The organism is Ruegeria sp. CDSB029, from assembly GCF_059611125.1.
In genome coordinates this window covers 179,776-193,264 of sequence record NZ_JBXWOX010000002.1, presented here as the reverse complement: position 1 = coordinate 193,264, position 13,489 = coordinate 179,776, and the positions used below count along the sequence as shown (strand labels likewise).

16 protein-coding genes, 1 tRNA gene and 1 pseudogene are annotated in these 13,489 nt (G+C 57.2%); 6 read left to right on the top strand and 12 right to left on the bottom strand.

The window, feature by feature from the left end:
* Positions 1-56: 56 nt before the first annotated feature.
* From AC2FI8_RS03530 to AC2FI8_RS03500, 7 genes are all read right to left on the bottom strand, one after another.
* Positions 57-1,085 carry a porin gene (locus AC2FI8_RS03530; RefSeq protein ID WP_496777180.1) on the bottom strand — a complete coding sequence of 343 codons (1,029 nt, stop codon included), beginning with the start codon at positions 1,083-1,085 and terminating at the stop codon, positions 57-59.
* Between the two features lie 379 nt (positions 1,086-1,464).
* Positions 1,465-2,601, bottom strand: a complete 1,137-nt coding sequence (locus tag AC2FI8_RS03525) for an energy transducer TonB family protein (protein ID WP_496777178.1) — start codon at positions 2,599-2,601, stop codon at positions 1,465-1,467.
* Positions 2,598-2,975, bottom strand: a complete 378-nt coding sequence (locus AC2FI8_RS03520) for an ExbD/TolR family protein (RefSeq protein WP_496773144.1) — start codon at positions 2,973-2,975, stop codon at positions 2,598-2,600. Before AC2FI8_RS03520 ends, AC2FI8_RS03525 begins: the two co-directional genes overlap by 4 nt.
* A complete protein-coding gene (locus AC2FI8_RS03515; RefSeq protein WP_496765704.1) occupies positions 2,972-3,298 on the bottom strand; it encodes an ExbD/TolR family protein in 327 nt (108 codons plus the stop codon). The genes AC2FI8_RS03520 and AC2FI8_RS03515 overlap by 4 nt, the downstream gene beginning before the upstream one ends.
* Positions 3,299-3,329: 31 nt before the next feature.
* Positions 3,330-3,995 carry a MotA/TolQ/ExbB proton channel family protein gene (locus AC2FI8_RS03510; protein WP_496777175.1) on the bottom strand — a complete coding sequence of 222 codons (666 nt, stop codon included), beginning with the start codon at positions 3,993-3,995 and terminating at the stop codon, positions 3,330-3,332.
* Positions 3,992-4,426, bottom strand: coding sequence for a hypothetical protein (locus AC2FI8_RS03505; protein WP_496777174.1), 435 nt, complete (start codon positions 4,424-4,426; stop codon positions 3,992-3,994). Before AC2FI8_RS03505 ends, AC2FI8_RS03510 begins: the two co-directional genes overlap by 4 nt.
* 708 nt (positions 4,427-5,134) lie before the next feature.
* The gene (locus AC2FI8_RS03500; protein WP_496726473.1) at positions 5,135-5,290 is read right to left on the bottom strand and encodes a hypothetical protein; all 156 of its coding nucleotides are present in this window, start codon (positions 5,288-5,290) and stop codon (positions 5,135-5,137) included.
* Between the two features lie 206 nt (positions 5,291-5,496).
* Here AC2FI8_RS03500 and AC2FI8_RS03495 point away from each other — a divergent pair.
* Positions 5,497-6,012 (top strand): annotated as a pseudogene (locus AC2FI8_RS03495) (RNA 2'-phosphotransferase); the annotation flags it as partial.
* Positions 6,013-6,163: 151 nt separating this feature from the next.
* Here AC2FI8_RS03495 and AC2FI8_RS03490 read toward each other — a convergent pair.
* Positions 6,164-6,239 (bottom strand) — tRNA-Lys (locus AC2FI8_RS03490).
* 211 nt (positions 6,240-6,450) lie between these two features.
* Between AC2FI8_RS03490 and dapF the strand changes: the two genes are divergently transcribed.
* Both dapF and mtaB read left to right on the top strand, forming a co-directional pair.
* Positions 6,451-7,293 (top strand): diaminopimelate epimerase, encoded by an 843-nt coding sequence (gene dapF, locus AC2FI8_RS03485; RefSeq protein ID WP_496777172.1) that lies wholly within the window; start codon positions 6,451-6,453, stop codon positions 7,291-7,293.
* Positions 7,290-8,546, top strand: coding sequence for a tRNA (N(6)-L-threonylcarbamoyladenosine(37)-C(2))-methylthiotransferase MtaB (gene mtaB, locus AC2FI8_RS03480; protein WP_496777170.1), 1,257 nt, complete (start codon positions 7,290-7,292; stop codon positions 8,544-8,546). The genes dapF and mtaB overlap by 4 nt, the downstream gene beginning before the upstream one ends.
* A 91-nt stretch (positions 8,547-8,637) precedes the next feature.
* Here the strand turns inward: mtaB and AC2FI8_RS03475 are convergent, their stop codons facing one another.
* The 4 genes from AC2FI8_RS03475 to AC2FI8_RS03460 all read right to left on the bottom strand — a co-directional run bounded on the left by AC2FI8_RS03475 (position 8,638) and on the right by AC2FI8_RS03460 (position 11,737).
* Positions 8,638-9,423 (bottom strand): cytochrome c1, encoded by a 786-nt coding sequence (locus AC2FI8_RS03475; RefSeq protein WP_108860629.1) that lies wholly within the window; start codon positions 9,421-9,423, stop codon positions 8,638-8,640.
* A 17-nt stretch (positions 9,424-9,440) separates the two neighbouring features.
* Positions 9,441-10,772, bottom strand: a complete 1,332-nt coding sequence (gene petB / locus AC2FI8_RS03470) for a cytochrome b (protein ID WP_108860628.1) — start codon at positions 10,770-10,772, stop codon at positions 9,441-9,443.
* A gap of 15 nt (positions 10,773-10,787) precedes the next feature.
* Positions 10,788-11,372, bottom strand: a complete 585-nt coding sequence (petA, locus tag AC2FI8_RS03465) for a ubiquinol-cytochrome c reductase iron-sulfur subunit (RefSeq protein ID WP_058272711.1) — start codon at positions 11,370-11,372, stop codon at positions 10,788-10,790.
* A 116-nt stretch (positions 11,373-11,488) separates the two neighbouring features.
* Positions 11,489-11,737, bottom strand: a complete 249-nt coding sequence (locus AC2FI8_RS03460; protein ID WP_496777169.1) for a hypothetical protein — start codon at positions 11,735-11,737, stop codon at positions 11,489-11,491.
* Between AC2FI8_RS03460 and AC2FI8_RS03455 the strand changes: the two genes are divergently transcribed.
* The 3 genes from AC2FI8_RS03455 (at position 11,736) to AC2FI8_RS03445 (ending at position 13,444) form a co-directional block, all read left to right on the top strand.
* Positions 11,736-12,284: a helix-turn-helix domain-containing protein gene (locus AC2FI8_RS03455; RefSeq protein WP_109313713.1), complete on the top strand. Its 549-nt coding sequence runs from the start codon at positions 11,736-11,738 to the stop codon at positions 12,282-12,284. The genes AC2FI8_RS03460 and AC2FI8_RS03455 overlap by 2 nt on opposite strands.
* A complete protein-coding gene (locus tag AC2FI8_RS03450; protein ID WP_496777167.1) occupies positions 12,281-12,814 on the top strand; it encodes a GNAT family N-acetyltransferase in 534 nt (177 codons plus the stop codon). The genes AC2FI8_RS03455 and AC2FI8_RS03450 overlap by 4 nt, the downstream gene beginning before the upstream one ends.
* Positions 12,815-13,000: 186 nt before the next feature.
* Positions 13,001-13,444, top strand: a complete 444-nt coding sequence (locus tag AC2FI8_RS03445) for a c-type cytochrome (RefSeq protein WP_496765761.1) — start codon at positions 13,001-13,003, stop codon at positions 13,442-13,444.
* The last annotated feature ends 45 nt before the right edge of the window (positions 13,445-13,489 follow it).

The following is a 13,489-nucleotide window of genomic DNA, read 5'->3' as shown; positions in this document are numbered from 1 at the left end:
CAAAAGAAAAGGGCAGGTCCGAAGACCTGCCCTTAAACTTTGTGGTTTAGCTCAACTTAGAAGTTGAACTGCGCACCGAAGTCAGCGCGGATGCGCCCGTCCTCGTCACCCGTTTTGATTTCGCCGATACCACCACGCAGCGATGCACCGCCGCCCAGGTCGTAGATGGCGCCAATACCGATATTGCGGGTATCGTTGTCAGCGGAACCGTCACCGTAAGCAAACTGCAGGGTGGTTGCAGCGCCGAGGTCGTATGCCAGCGACAGACCGTATGCGGTGCCGTTCTCGGCGTCATCAACAACGTCATCGTCAGCTACGAACAGTGTACCCGAGAAGTCACCGAATTCTGCGCCCAGGGTCAGAACGGTCAGCGACTGCTTTTCGCTGCTGCTGTTCACGTTCGCCTTGGTCTGACCATAAGCCAGAGCGGCAGTGATGTTGTTGAATGTGTAGGTTGCGCTGATGTCCCAACGGTCTGCGTCTTGCGGAACACCGTCCAGAGCAACAGTTGCCTGGTCATATGACGCGCCAAATGCGAAATCGCCAATTGCGTACTGGAAGAACACGGCATTCGCGCCTGAACCGGTCGAGGTGTACTCCAGGAAGCTGTAGTCAACGCCCGAATACTGACCTAGGAACTCTTCCAGGCCCGGTTCATTACCGAAGTAGTTTGCCAGGTTGTCGAAAGAACCCGCAACGTTGCCGGCGTCAACACGCAGACCACCGTAGATGACAGAGAAGCGTGCGCCGTTCAGGCCTGCGCTGTTCTGTTCGCCATTGCCGGAATCGTCATCAGCCTGCAGACGAACACGTGCCTGGAACTCAACGCCGCCATCGGTTTCTGCGGTGCCGTCGATGTTCAGACGGAAGCGCGAGACCAGGATGGTGTTGTCGGTGTCGACGGTCGCGGTGCCGGCGCTGGTAACTGCGCCGGTTGCCGGATCAACGGTGAAGTTGTCAACAGTACCGGTACGGTCTTCCTGATATCCAATACCAAAACGGCCGTAGCCGCTGAATTTAACATCCGCGGCAGCAACGCTTGCGGTTGCGATCAACGCGGTCGATGCAAGGAGGAGATTTTTCATGGTAAACCCATAAGATTTGAGAGGAGTGTAGCCGCCAAAGCGACTGTTGGCCTATTCGAACAATTTCCGAGCACACGCAACGATTTCGCAGCATTTCTCGTGGCGCACACTGGGCACTTGTTGCATCTTTGCAAATGCAGAAAATGCCGACAGTCCAATTTCCCGAGCATTTACGTGTGTTTTCGTATTCAGTCGTATTTCATTACAAAGATTTGATCACAGAAATGCGGCGATACCTCTTTAAATGGCAAAAATCGTTCAGGTTTGCAAATGAGACTTCCGGAGTTGTTAACCGGCATGTCCGAAAATGGTGGATTCGGGCGAAATCCCGCCCAAAACTGGCCCTAATTTGGACGGATGGAGCGCTTAAACCCGCAAATCAATTGCTGGTGTAGAAGAAGGACAACTTGCGGCTGACCCCACCTGGCGGCAGCGGAAAGGGCGAGGCCGCCTGCACTTGCGCCCTTGCGGCCCGGTCAACATCGGACGACCCTGAACTGTCGATGACATCGACCCAGGCCAGCGTGCCATCGGGATTGATTTCGAAAAACACCTTGGCAAATCCCCGGGCAGCAACAAATACCGGGGGCGCGCGGTTCAGGTGGACCAAGACTTCACCCGCATAATTGGTGGTGTCCGAATTGCCGGGGCCACGCCCGCCCGAACGGCTGCCACTGCTGCCAGACGTGAAGGCATCCAGCCCTTCGCGCCTGTAGGCGTAAAGGGGCGATTCAACCACCTCTGACGGGAACTGCAACTCGCTAAAGTCACGCGCGCCGTTCAGGGTGCCCCGCCTTTCGGGCGTTGGTTGCCGGTCGGGGCGCTGCGGCCGGATCGAAGACGTCACGGCTAGTTCTGTCACGTCCTCCGTCGCATCCTGGTCGGTCGGTTCAACCGGGTCATCCGGCTCAATCGCCTCAGACTCCAACGGGACAACGGGAATCGCGGCCTCGGGCGACGGGGTGACCGGCAGCGCCGCCAGCTCTTGCGCTTGGGGTGATACGGGCTGGACTTCGGTCGCGACCTCTGGCTCGACGACCTCTGCCTCGGGAATTCCTTCGGGCACCTCGGTTGCTGTTTCCGCCTCGACTGGCGGTGTTTCATTGAAATTTTCGCTGGCGGCGGCATCGCCTTCGGATGTGTTTTCGGTCTCTGCCACATCAGGCTCAACCGGTTCCGTGGCAGTCGGCTGAACCACTTCTGCTTCGCCGATATCGGGCGCGTAAACCTCCTGCGGGTTTTCCGACGCGACAAGCGCCTCACTGACCGGGATTTCCGGTTCCTCAGGCGGTGTTTCAACCGGAGGCTCTGGTGCCTCGGCCGGTTCGGGTTCAACCGGCTCGGCGGCAACCTCGGCAAGATCCTCGAATGTCGTGCTTAGCTCAATTGATTCAGGCGCTTGGCCGCCTGGCGCGTCTCCTGCAAGCCGCTGCCCGGTCACGCTGAGCCCCATCAGGTGCAGGAACAGCGACACCAGAATGGCCGCCGCCGCAATCAAAACCGACCGGCGGATCATTCCAGCGCCTTCTCGGTCACAACAAAGACGGATGACGCGCCCAAACGGCGTAACGCGCCGGTCACCTCGATCAGACGCGGGCCCGGTGCATTTCGGTCGGGGACGATGCGCACGGCTTCGGCCCCTTGGTCACGCATATGCGTTTCGGGGTCGGTAGGAATTCCACGATAGCTCAGCGTGCCGTCGGCGTGCAGGATCAGCGCATCAGGGGGCTCGCGCCCTTCAAGGTCTGCCGTGTTCACCAGCTCAAGATCCGGATCAAGCGGCGGAGCCAGCGTACCGGTGAGCAGGAAAAAGATCAGCATCAGGAAGACGACATTGATCAACGCAATCGTCGAGTCGCGTCTGCGTTTGGGGCGCCTGTACTTGATCATTCCAGCACCAGAACGCTTAATCCGTCACGCCCGCGCAGCCGGACCAGGACGTCGATGACGCGCTGCGCCGTTGTATCCGGGTCCAAACTGACCAGAACCTGCCCGGCCTCCAGTTGCGTTTCCAGATCACTAAGAGAGACCGTTTGCCCGTTCAGCACCAGTCGTTCTGCCCCCAACTGCAGGAACAACCGCTCGGTCGGCGTGTCCGAGGTCGCACTGCCGCCCACTGCGTTGCTCAGCTCGATCTCGCCATATTTGGAAAAGGTCGAGGACAGCATGAAGAACAGCAACAGCAGGAAAATCACGTCGATGAGAGGCGTCATCGACATAGGGCGCCGTACGAAGGGTGCGGTGTTACGCATGTCCGGGGGCGGTCGCCACAGCCCGGGTATCGTCGGCCTGCGGAACGGCCTGCCCCGGCACCAGAATTGTCCGCAGCGCCTTGTCTGCAAAGACCCGTTCGCGCGCGGTGCGGCTTTCGAACCAGGACAACAGCATCGAGGTCGGCATCGCCACGGCAAGCCCCACAGCCGTTGTCAGCAGGGCGACCCAGATACCACCGGCAAGCAATGATGGATCGACCGACGACCCGGCGGATTGCAGGCTGCGAAACGCCTCAATCATCCCTAGGACGGTGCCAAACAGACCCAGCAGCGGCGCAAGCTGCGCCACGGTGTCCATCAGTCGGAAGCCGCGCTCAAGCCCGGCAAGTGCCAGACCCGCCTCGGCGTCCAGCCGTTGGTCCAGGCCCGGCGTATCTGAGGCATTCATCGCGACCCGAACCAGAGGGGCAAGATAACTGCGGCTTCTGTCCAGACGGGCGTGGGCGGTTTGCGGATCGCCTGCATCCCAGGCCGCCAGCGCCTCGGACAACACTCGGTGACGCCCGACGCCGGATGCGGCAAACTGCCAGAGCTTATAAAGCGTGACCGCAACGGTCACCACCGACATCGCGATCAGGATCGCAACAACAGGCCCGCCCAGATCAAGGATTTCGCGCAGCGCATCAAAGGGGCTCATCCAATCAACTCCACATCTATTCGGCTTTGCAGTTTCAGACTGTCTTCACATATCGAACTCTCCACCCCGGCCACCTTGCAGGTGTTTGTGCCGTTGATCAGGGCTTTTCCAATCGAACTGCAGTCTCTGTCGCGCAAGACGAATTGGCGCACACGCAGGCGATCTTCCGGTAGGTCACGGAAATTGAAGAGCGTCAGGCTGACTACGCTGCCGGAAGCATCAAAGATCACCGTCTCAAAGCTGGCTTCGTCAATGGCTGTCCCGGTTTGGTTTTCCGCCACAAACGTCAGTCGACATGCGTTTTCGACATCCTGAACCGAATTCAGCTCGATTTGCAGGCCGCCCGAAACAGTTGCTTCGGTCTGTGCCATAGCGGTTGCAGGTAATGTGCATGCGCAAAATGCAGCAAGTGCCGGACGGAGAAAGAACATTGGCGCGCTCCCGATTGTTCAAGGCAGACATCAAGGGCCGGCGACGCTCCGCTGGCGTTCAGCTACACATAGTCAATGCAAGGGGTTGGCGAAAGGGGGACCTTTGGGTTTGTGAATAGGGATCACGCCAGCGTTCATGTGCGGTTGCAAGCGCAGCGGTGATCAGCCACTCAGGGGTGTTTGATTTCATACCGTGTTCAGCTGAAATCACGATACTTTGGCTTTCAAAAATCTGTGCCTAAACAAGCCGGTTTTCCTGGTTCGTCGGGTAGACCGAACTGCCGGCCTTTCTGAATTCCCACTCATGCATCTTTCCGCCAGTTTCACCAAAACTGACTTGACTGGGAATATGCGAAGTTCGCCAAGCAATCCACGGTCAACAAGGCTGGGGAGATACTCGATCGGAACACAGCCTGAAACATTCGATGGCTCCGATATTGGCCCTGTATAAAGTTGCTGTACTGTCACAGGAGGTCAATTGACCTTCAGGGCGCCAAATTTTGTGTCAGTAACGCATAAGAGTGCGATTTTTGCAGCCAATCTAAGTGAAGCAAAATTAGCCATCTGATAATATATAGAAGATCCCCGAACCATCAGTTATTCAACCATATGCGTGCAGGCGAAACTCGTAACCTTGCAGAAACACATGCGGGCCGACAAAAAAACACCCGCTGAAAGCAGGTGTCGCAGCATAACTTCTGGAAGTGCTTAGTCTTGATCGCGCAACCACGTCTCCAAGATAGCTTCGCGACGGAAGAACTCTTCATATTGCTCAACCGAAACGGTGAATGGTTCGCGAGTACAGCGAATGGCCGGTTCGACGCCCACAACGCGGCGATCCAACTCCGTGATCAAAGGCAGCAAAGGGCCGCCTCATTCGAGCGAACTGCGACTGGTGTCCAGATGCTTTTGCTAAATTGAGTTCTGGAGCAAGCTCAAATCGACGGGTTTTACCATGGGATCAAACGAGCGCTTTATATGTAATTCCTAGGCGACTGCGTTCGTGTTAATCACCAACAAGGGTAGCGCGCACTTGCAGTTTGGGTATGAGTTGAGAAAGCAAATTTTTAAGCCTGGTGCTTAGGCACAAACCTGAAGAGATTGGTCTTCAGCTTGATAAGCATGGGTGGGTTCGGGTTGATGAGCTGCTGCGGAAGCTGAAAAAGGCAAGCCGCAAGCTAAGCCGCGACGAGCTCATTCGGCTTGTGGAAAGCAGCGACAAAAGACAGTTCACTTTGTCTGAGGATGGCTCCCGGATTAGGGCAGCACAGGGCCATTCGGTTGATGTGGACCTTGGCTTAGAACCTCGGCACCCACCAGACGAGTTATACCACGGAACCGCCAGCACAAATTTAGATGCAATTTTCTCCGATGGGTTAAACCCTGGGCGACGCCGTCAAGTGCACCTCTCAACCAACCCTGAAACCGCCGAGCGCGCTGGCCAGCGTCACGGCAAGCCAGTTGTACTACGTGTCGAAGCTAAGCAAATGTTCGACGATGGCTTTGAGTTCTTCTGTGCAGATAATGGTGTTTGGCTCACAGATAAGGTGCCGGCAAGCTATCTCGGATTCGGACAAACTGCCTGACAAAAAGCTTAAAACTGAGCCCGCTTGTTATGAAATTTGTCCAAAACGATCGCGCTGCTTTGCGCTGACATCTACCGCTAAACACGGCACTTGCACGCTTATGCATTCCAAACGCACTCTTATGCGTTAATGACATCACATTTGAAAAAAGTGGTGAGCCGTGCAGGATTCGAACCTGCGACCCACTGATTAAAAGTCAGTTGCTCTACCAACTGAGCTAACGGCCCACTCTTTTGCTGGATCTTGTAGATCCGTGGCGCTCTTTAAGTCATTTTCCCGACCGGGTTCAAGACCTTATTTGCACCTCGTATCGCCAGAGTAATCAGTGTTTCCGGCGACCCGATAGGCGGCCTAATTAGGCAGGTGGCGCTGGGGGGTCAACCCCCTTTTTTAAGGAATCTGCGTCGCAGGGTGGATTCCTTTCGGGCGCAGGGTTATATGCGCGCCATGCAAGGATTACAGAACACTGGTTTGCCCTTCATGAAGATGCACGGGCTGGGCAATGACTTTGTCATTGTGGACGCGCGCGCGTCTGCCGCGCGGATTAGTCCGGCACTTGCGCGGGGAATCGGGCACCGTCAATTCGGAGTCGGATTCGATCAGCTCGCCGTCATCGAGAACGGCGAAGCGGATGCACATTTGGTGTTCTACAACTCGGACGGATCCACCTCGGCTGCGTGTGGAAATGCCACCCGTTGCATCGCCCGGTTCCTGATGGAGGAATCGGATAGATCCGACCTGACACTGACGACCGAACGCGGCACCCTTTACGCCAAAGACGCCGGAGACGGCCTGACCTCGGTCAATATGGGACACCCTCAGTTGAATTGGAACGAGGTTCCGTTGTCTGAGGAAGTCGACACGCTGGAACTGCCGATCGAGGGAGCACCGACGGCCACCGGGATGGGCAATCCGCATTGCACCTTTTTTGTCGATGACGCCGAAGCCATCCCTCTGACCGAGTTCGGTTCGCGTTACGAACACCATCCGCTCTATCCTGAGCGTACCAATGTGCAAATTGCACAAATCATCGGACCAGACCACATCCGTATGCGCGTGTGGGAGCGTGGCGTGGGTATCACGCTAGCCTCAGGCTCGTCCTCTTGTGCCACTGCCGTTGCCGCCGCCCGTCGCGGCCTGACCGGGCGCAAAGTACAAACTGAGCTGGACGGCGGGACGATCTGGATCGACTGGCGCGACGATGGCGTTTGGATGACCGGGCCCACTTGTCACGTGTTCTCGGGCACACTGACACCGGAATTTTTGGAATCACTGGCATGAGCGCGCCGAAGTTCACCACCCTGGGCTGCCGCCTGAACGCCTATGAGACCGAGGCGATGAAAGAGCTGTCGGCGCAGGCCGGACTCACCGACGCGGTGATCGTGAACACCTGCGCCGTCACGGCAGAAGCGGTGCGCAAAGCCCGGCAAGAGATTCGTAAGCTACGGCGGGAAAATCCTGACGCGCGGCTGATCGTGACAGGCTGTGCGGCCCAGACCGAGCCTGACACCTTTGCTCGAATGGATGAGGTCGACGCGGTCATTGGCAATACCGAGAAGATGCAGCCCGAGACCTGGAAAGGCATGGCGGCGGACTTTATCGGCCAGACCGAGACGGTGCAGGTCGATGACATCATGTCCGTCACCGAAACCGCAGGCCACCTGATCGACGGTTTTGGCACCCGATCGCGCGCCTATATTCAGGTCCAAAACGGCTGTGACCATCGCTGCACTTTCTGCATTATCCCCTACGGCCGTGGAAACTCGCGCAGCGTCCCAGCAGGTGTTGTGGTGGATCAGATCAAGCGGCTGGTGGATCGGGGCTATAACGAAGTCGTCCTGACCGGCGTTGATCTGACCTCGTGGGGCGCCGATCTACCGGCGCAACCCAAGCTGGGTGATCTGGTGATGCGCATTCTGAAACTGGTGCCCGATCTGCCACGCCTGCGGATCAGCTCGATCGACTCGATCGAAGTGGATGAGAATCTGATGCAGGCCATCGCGACAGAATCTCGCCTGATGCCGCATCTGCACTTGTCCTTGCAGCACGGCGACGATCTGATCCTGAAGCGGATGAAACGACGTCACCTGCGCGATGACGCCATCCGCTTTACTGAAGAAGCCCGTAAACTGCGCCCCGAGATGACCTTTGGCGCTGATATCATCGCAGGCTTCCCAACCGAAACGGATGATCATTTCGAAAACTCGCTGAAACTGGTGACGGATTGCGATCTGACCTGGCTGCACGTGTTCCCTTATTCCAAACGCGACGGCACGCCGGCCGCCCGCATACCGCAGCAGGTGAACGGGAACATCATCAGGGACCGTGCCGCCCGCCTGCGCGCGGCCGGAGAGGCGCAGGTCACAAAACACCTGCAGACCCAAATTGGCAAAACCCATCACATCCTGATGGAAAACCCGCATATGGGCCGCACCGAACAATTCACTGAGGTCGCTTTTGAGGCACTACAGGCCGAAGGGCAGATTGTCACGGCAACAATCACAGGTGCCACTGGCACGCAACTAACAGCCTGATCCGTCCTTCATCTGGCCCCCTGACCGATTGCAACAAAAAAACCCCCGCAGCCGGTGGCGCGGGGGTTCAAACATTGCGGGGCTGTGAAACTCAGTCTCGTTTCTTGCCTTTGACACCTGCCCACAGGCGCTTGTTCACAAGGTACAGAAGCACCGACAACAGCGACAGGAACAGCACGCCGACGAAGCCCGAGTACTTGCGCTCCATCATTTTTGGCTCGGCAGTCCACATCAGGAAGGCAGCGATGTCTTCGGACAAGGCTTCGACAGTGGCCGGGTGGCCATCGGCGAATTCAACCTGATCTTCGGACAGCGGGGGCGCCATCGAGATCCAGCCTCCGGGGAAAGCTTTGTTCTCATACAGGATGGTGCCTGCTTCTTCTTTTTCTTCACCGGTATAGCCGTCCAGCAGCGAGGCGATGTATTCCGCGCCACCCATGCCTTTGAAGAACTGGTTGATGCCCAGACCATAAGGCCCGTGGAATCCGGCGCGGGCCTTGGCCATCAGGCTCAGGTCCGGTGCGCCAACACCGTCATTGACCGGGAAGTGGTCGGTCGGGATGGCCGGACGGAAATCGTCCAGCTCGGGATCGAACACTTCGAAGTTGTCTGCCGAATAGGCGATGACTTCTTCTTCCGAATAGCCCAGCGCTTCGAGATCACGCAGAGGCACATAGCGCAGGCCGTGGCAGGCTGCACAGACCTCGGTATAGATCTGAAGGCCGCGCTGCAGCTGGTTTTGATCCCAGGTGCCAAAGGGGCCTTCAAACGAGAAGTGGAAGTCTTCGATGTGCTGCTCGCCCCCACCTGCTGCGAAGGACGCAGCAGGGGTAAGGGCCAAAGCAAACGCGGCACCGATTGCAAGTTTCTTGAACATGTTTCCGGTCCCTCTTCTTACTCGGCCGGCGTGGCGTCAGCGTCAGCCTTGCCATAATGCGCGTTGAAGTCTTCTTCGATGGTCTCTGGCTGTGGCAGCGGTTTTTCGATGACACCCAGGATCGGCAGGATCACGAAGAAATAGGCGAACCAGTAGGCGGACGCGATCAGCGAGAAGGTCGCATAGGGCTCTTCCGCGGGCATCGCACCCAGCCACATCAGGGCAAAGAAGTCGATGATCAGCAGGTAGAACCACCATTTGAACATCGGGCGGTATTTGCCCGAACGCACGGTCGACGTGTCCAGCCAGGGCGCCAGCGCCATTGCCAGGATCGCACCGAACATCGCAATCACACCAAAGAACTTAGCGTCAACGATGCCACCGGTGATGAAGCTGGCAAATTGTACAACCCAGACTTCACCGGTAAAGGCGCGCAAGATCGCGTAGAATGGCAGGAAGTACCATTCGGGAACGATGTGTGCTGGCGTTACCAACGGGTTGGCTTCGATGTAGTTGTCCGGGTGGCCCAGATAGTTCGGCATGTAGCCGACGATGGCCCAGAACACGACCAGGATCACGGCCAGAGCGAACAGGTCCTTGATCACGAAGTACGGCCAGAATGGCAGGGTGTCTTTCTCGGCATCGGCTTTCGACGTGCGGCGAACTTCAACACCCGTGGGGTTGTTGTTGCCGGTGGTGTGGAAGGCCCAGATATGCACAATGACCAGAGCCGCGATAACAAACGGCAGCAGATAGTGTAGCGAGAAGAAGCGGTTCAACGTGGCATTGTCCACCGCGGGTCCGCCCAGCAGCCAGGTCTGGATCGCGTCACCCACAAACGGGATCGCGCCAAACAGGCCGGTGATCACGGTCGCACCCCAGAAGGACATCTGACCCCAAGGCAGAACATAGCCCATGAAGGCAGTACCCATCATCATCAGATAGATAAGCATACCGATGATCCACGTGATCTCACGCGGGGCTTTGTATGAGCCGTAGAACAGGCCACGGAAGATGTGGATGTAGACCGCAACAAAGAACAGCGACGCGCCGTTCATGTGAATGTAGCGCAGCATATAGCCGCCATTCACGTTGCGCATGATGTGCTCGATGCTGGCGAAGGCCAGATCGACATGCGGTGTGTAGTGCATCACCAGAACGATACCGGTGACGATTTGCAACGCCAGGCAGAACGCCAGGACGATGCCCCAGATCCACCACCAGTTCAGGTTTTTGGGGGTTGGGATCATGATGGTGTCGTAAATCAGGCCGACGATGGGCAAGCGGCTGTTCAGCCACTTCTCGCCGTTTGTCTTCGGCTCGTAATGATCGTGGGGAATTCCGGACATAAGTTTGGGTCTCCCTTAGCCGAGTTTGATGGTGCTGGCGTCGGTCCACTCAGCGGGCGGAACGGGCAGGTTTTCAGGTGCGGGACCTTTGCGGATACGTCCGGCCAGATCGTAGTGCGATCCGTGGCAGGGGCAGAACCAGCCGCCAAAGTCGCCAGCATCGCCCAGCGGCACACAGCCAAGGTGCGTACATACGCCCATCTGAACGATCCACGCGCCCGGCGCTTCGCCCTCGGGCGACGGCATCACGCGGTTGGCGTCGGTTGCCGGAGCGTCCGCGTTCAGGTTGGAGTTGCGGGCCAGCGGATCAGGCAGTGCATCAACGCCTTCGGCGTCCTGTTCCTGCGCTTCTTGAATTTCGGCACCGGTGCGGTGGCGGACAAACACAGGTTTACCCAGCCATTTCACGGTCAACTGCGTACCGGGTTCAACGCCGCTCACATCCACGCGGATCGAGGACAGCGCCTGAACGTCTGCCGATGGGTTCATTTGATTGATCAGGGGCCATACGGCTGCACCCGTCGCGACGACACCTGCGCCGCCTGCGACGTAGTAGAGGAAATCTCTGCGGGTGCCTTCGTGGTCTTCTGCGTGGGACACGAGGTTTTCTCCGATTCCGGCGCCCGGGGGTGACCCGAGCAAACATGCATCAGCACCGCATCAAAGCGGCGTCTCATCGCGGCTATCTATCCGGGAGAATTCGGTTCGTCCAGCGGTCATAGGCGCGCAGTGCGCCACAACAGGGCATTCATGTCACAACGAGAGGCGAAAGTTTCAAGATACGGACCTGTTTTTTGGCAAAAACACTCCGGTCCCCCGGCTTTTCCAAATGTGATTCGATTCGCTCCGGCGGGATAGAACGGTGCAGAACCGACCCAGCCCCAAAAGGTTTTACAGAATGCCGATCCGCCCATCTTGAACTTTTCGTCATATTCGGGAATATTTCCGTATATGAGAAGTTCCATGGAAGCCACCTCTGACAAACTGGCCACGCATTTGCGTGGATTGCGAGAGCAGCACGGCATGACCCTCGATACTTTGGCTGGAAGAACCGGTCTAAGTCGCGCCACCCTGTCACGGATCGAGAAAAACGAAGTCAGCCCGACCGCCGAGACGCTAGGCCGTCTGGCAACGGTTTATGCAGTACCGATCTCTCAGCTACTTACCCCGTTGGAGCAAAGTTTCCAACCGATCGTCCGGCGGCACGACCAGCCGTTCTGGACGGATCGTGGGCGCGCGTTTCAACGTCGCAGCGTTTCGCCCCCCAGTGGGCACCTTTCGGTTGAATTGATCGAAGGAACCCTGACCGCGCGGCAGCGCATCGCCTATGATGCACCCGCAGTTCCGGGGCAAGAGCATCACCTGTATGTCTTGTCCGGGCAGATCGAAATCACGGTCGAGAGGAAAGCTTATGACCTTCGACAAGGGGATTGCCTGCGGTATATTTTATTTGGCGAAACCGTATTTGAAACGACCCATAGTCCCTGCACTTACGTGATCGCATTGTCATGATCGTTCAGACACCCAACGTCTTCCGCCTTACCCCGACGGATATCGACCACAATCTGACAGACCTGTGCCGCACGCTTGTTGACAGCGTTGCCGATGGTGCCGCGATCAGCTTCATGATGCCGCTCGACCATGACAGCGCCGCGCGGTTCTGGACGGATGACGTCAAACCCGCCATCGAAACAGGCGAGCGGCACTTGTTTGGCGCATATTATCAGCGTCGCATGATCGGTACGGTCCAGCTGTTGCTTGCCATGCCCCCAAATCAGCCCCACCGGGCAGAAATCTCGAAGATGATCGTTCACCCTGATGCCAGGCGTCGCGGTTTGGGCAAGGCCCTGATGCAAGAGGCCCTGAAATCTGCACAAGAAGCCGGGAAGACACTCATTACACTAGACACGCGCACCGGAGATGTCTCGGAATCCCTTTACAGGTCTGTCGGGTTTCAACCGGCAGGTGTCATCCCCGATTTCGCATTCGACCCGGACGGAAAGTCCCGTCACGCGACGACCTATATGTACCGATACCTTTGACTTAAGCTCGAATTTACGGTGACGCCCGACGTAGCAAGACGCGCCTTTTCAACAGGGCATATCGATGTAGAAAATCTGAGTTAAAAATAGATATTTTACAAAGGCTTAGCCGCGTTTGATTTCGATTGAACTTTGAACGCAAATGATCGAAATGCGGGAAATCCCAATCTCTGCAGGACGTCTCTCATGTCAAAGCTCTTTGCACCAACCCTAATCCTCGCACTGACCGTGCCCTTTCAGGCGATAGCGGCCGGTGATCCGGCGAAAGGCGAAAAACTCTACAATCGCTGCTCTTCTTGCCACGCAATCATCAAAGATGGCCAAGTTCTGGTCAAAGGCGGCATCACTGGCCCGAATCTTTACGGCGTCGTCGGTCGCGTCGCAGGAACCGAGTCAGATTACCTGAACGGAAGCGAACGTTTGCCCATCGGAATGTTCACCGACGACATGATCCGCGCCGGTCAGAAAGGGCTGGTCTGGACACAAGAGAATATCGCCACGTATTCCAAAAACCCGATCGCATTTATCCAGGAATATCTGGATGACGAAACCGCGCGCCCAAACATGAGCGTCAAACTGAAAAAGGGCGCCGATGACATCGCGGCCTATCTGGCGACATTCAACGAGTGATGTCTGTCGCTGGTCGTTCTGCCATCAGAGCGACCAGCGCATTGA

Excerpts from the sequence above, each read along its gene's own strand:
- AC2FI8_RS03530 (WP_496777180.1), bottom strand. The coding sequence starts at position 1,085 with ATGAAAAATCTCCTCCTTGCATCGACCGCGTTGATCGCAACCGCAAGC.
- AC2FI8_RS03525 (WP_496777178.1), bottom strand. The coding sequence starts at position 2,601 with ATGATCCGCCGGTCGGTTTTGATTGCGGCGGCGGCCATTCTGGTGTCG.
- AC2FI8_RS03520 (WP_496773144.1), bottom strand. The coding sequence starts at position 2,975 with ATGATCAAGTACAGGCGCCCCAAACGCAGACGCGACTCGACGATTGCG.
- AC2FI8_RS03515 (WP_496765704.1), bottom strand. The coding sequence starts at position 3,298 with ATGACGCCTCTCATCGACGTGATTTTCCTGCTGTTGCTGTTCTTCATG.
- AC2FI8_RS03510 (WP_496777175.1), bottom strand. The coding sequence starts at position 3,995 with ATGAGCCCCTTTGATGCGCTGCGCGAAATCCTTGATCTGGGCGGGCCT.
- AC2FI8_RS03505 (WP_496777174.1), bottom strand. The coding sequence starts at position 4,426 with ATGTTCTTTCTCCGTCCGGCACTTGCTGCATTTTGCGCATGCACATTA.
- dapF (WP_496777172.1), top strand. The coding sequence starts at position 6,451 with ATGCGCGCCATGCAAGGATTACAGAACACTGGTTTGCCCTTCATGAAG.
- mtaB (WP_496777170.1), top strand. The coding sequence starts at position 7,290 with ATGAGCGCGCCGAAGTTCACCACCCTGGGCTGCCGCCTGAACGCCTAT.
- AC2FI8_RS03475 (WP_108860629.1), bottom strand. The coding sequence starts at position 9,423 with ATGTTCAAGAAACTTGCAATCGGTGCCGCGTTTGCTTTGGCCCTTACC.
- petB (WP_108860628.1), bottom strand. The coding sequence starts at position 10,772 with ATGTCCGGAATTCCCCACGATCATTACGAGCCGAAGACAAACGGCGAG.
- AC2FI8_RS03455 (WP_109313713.1), top strand. The coding sequence starts at position 11,736 with ATGGAAGCCACCTCTGACAAACTGGCCACGCATTTGCGTGGATTGCGA.
- AC2FI8_RS03460 (WP_496777169.1), bottom strand. The coding sequence starts at position 11,737 with ATGGAACTTCTCATATACGGAAATATTCCCGAATATGACGAAAAGTTC.
- AC2FI8_RS03450 (WP_496777167.1), top strand. The coding sequence starts at position 12,281 with ATGATCGTTCAGACACCCAACGTCTTCCGCCTTACCCCGACGGATATC.
- AC2FI8_RS03445 (WP_496765761.1), top strand. The coding sequence starts at position 13,001 with ATGTCAAAGCTCTTTGCACCAACCCTAATCCTCGCACTGACCGTGCCC.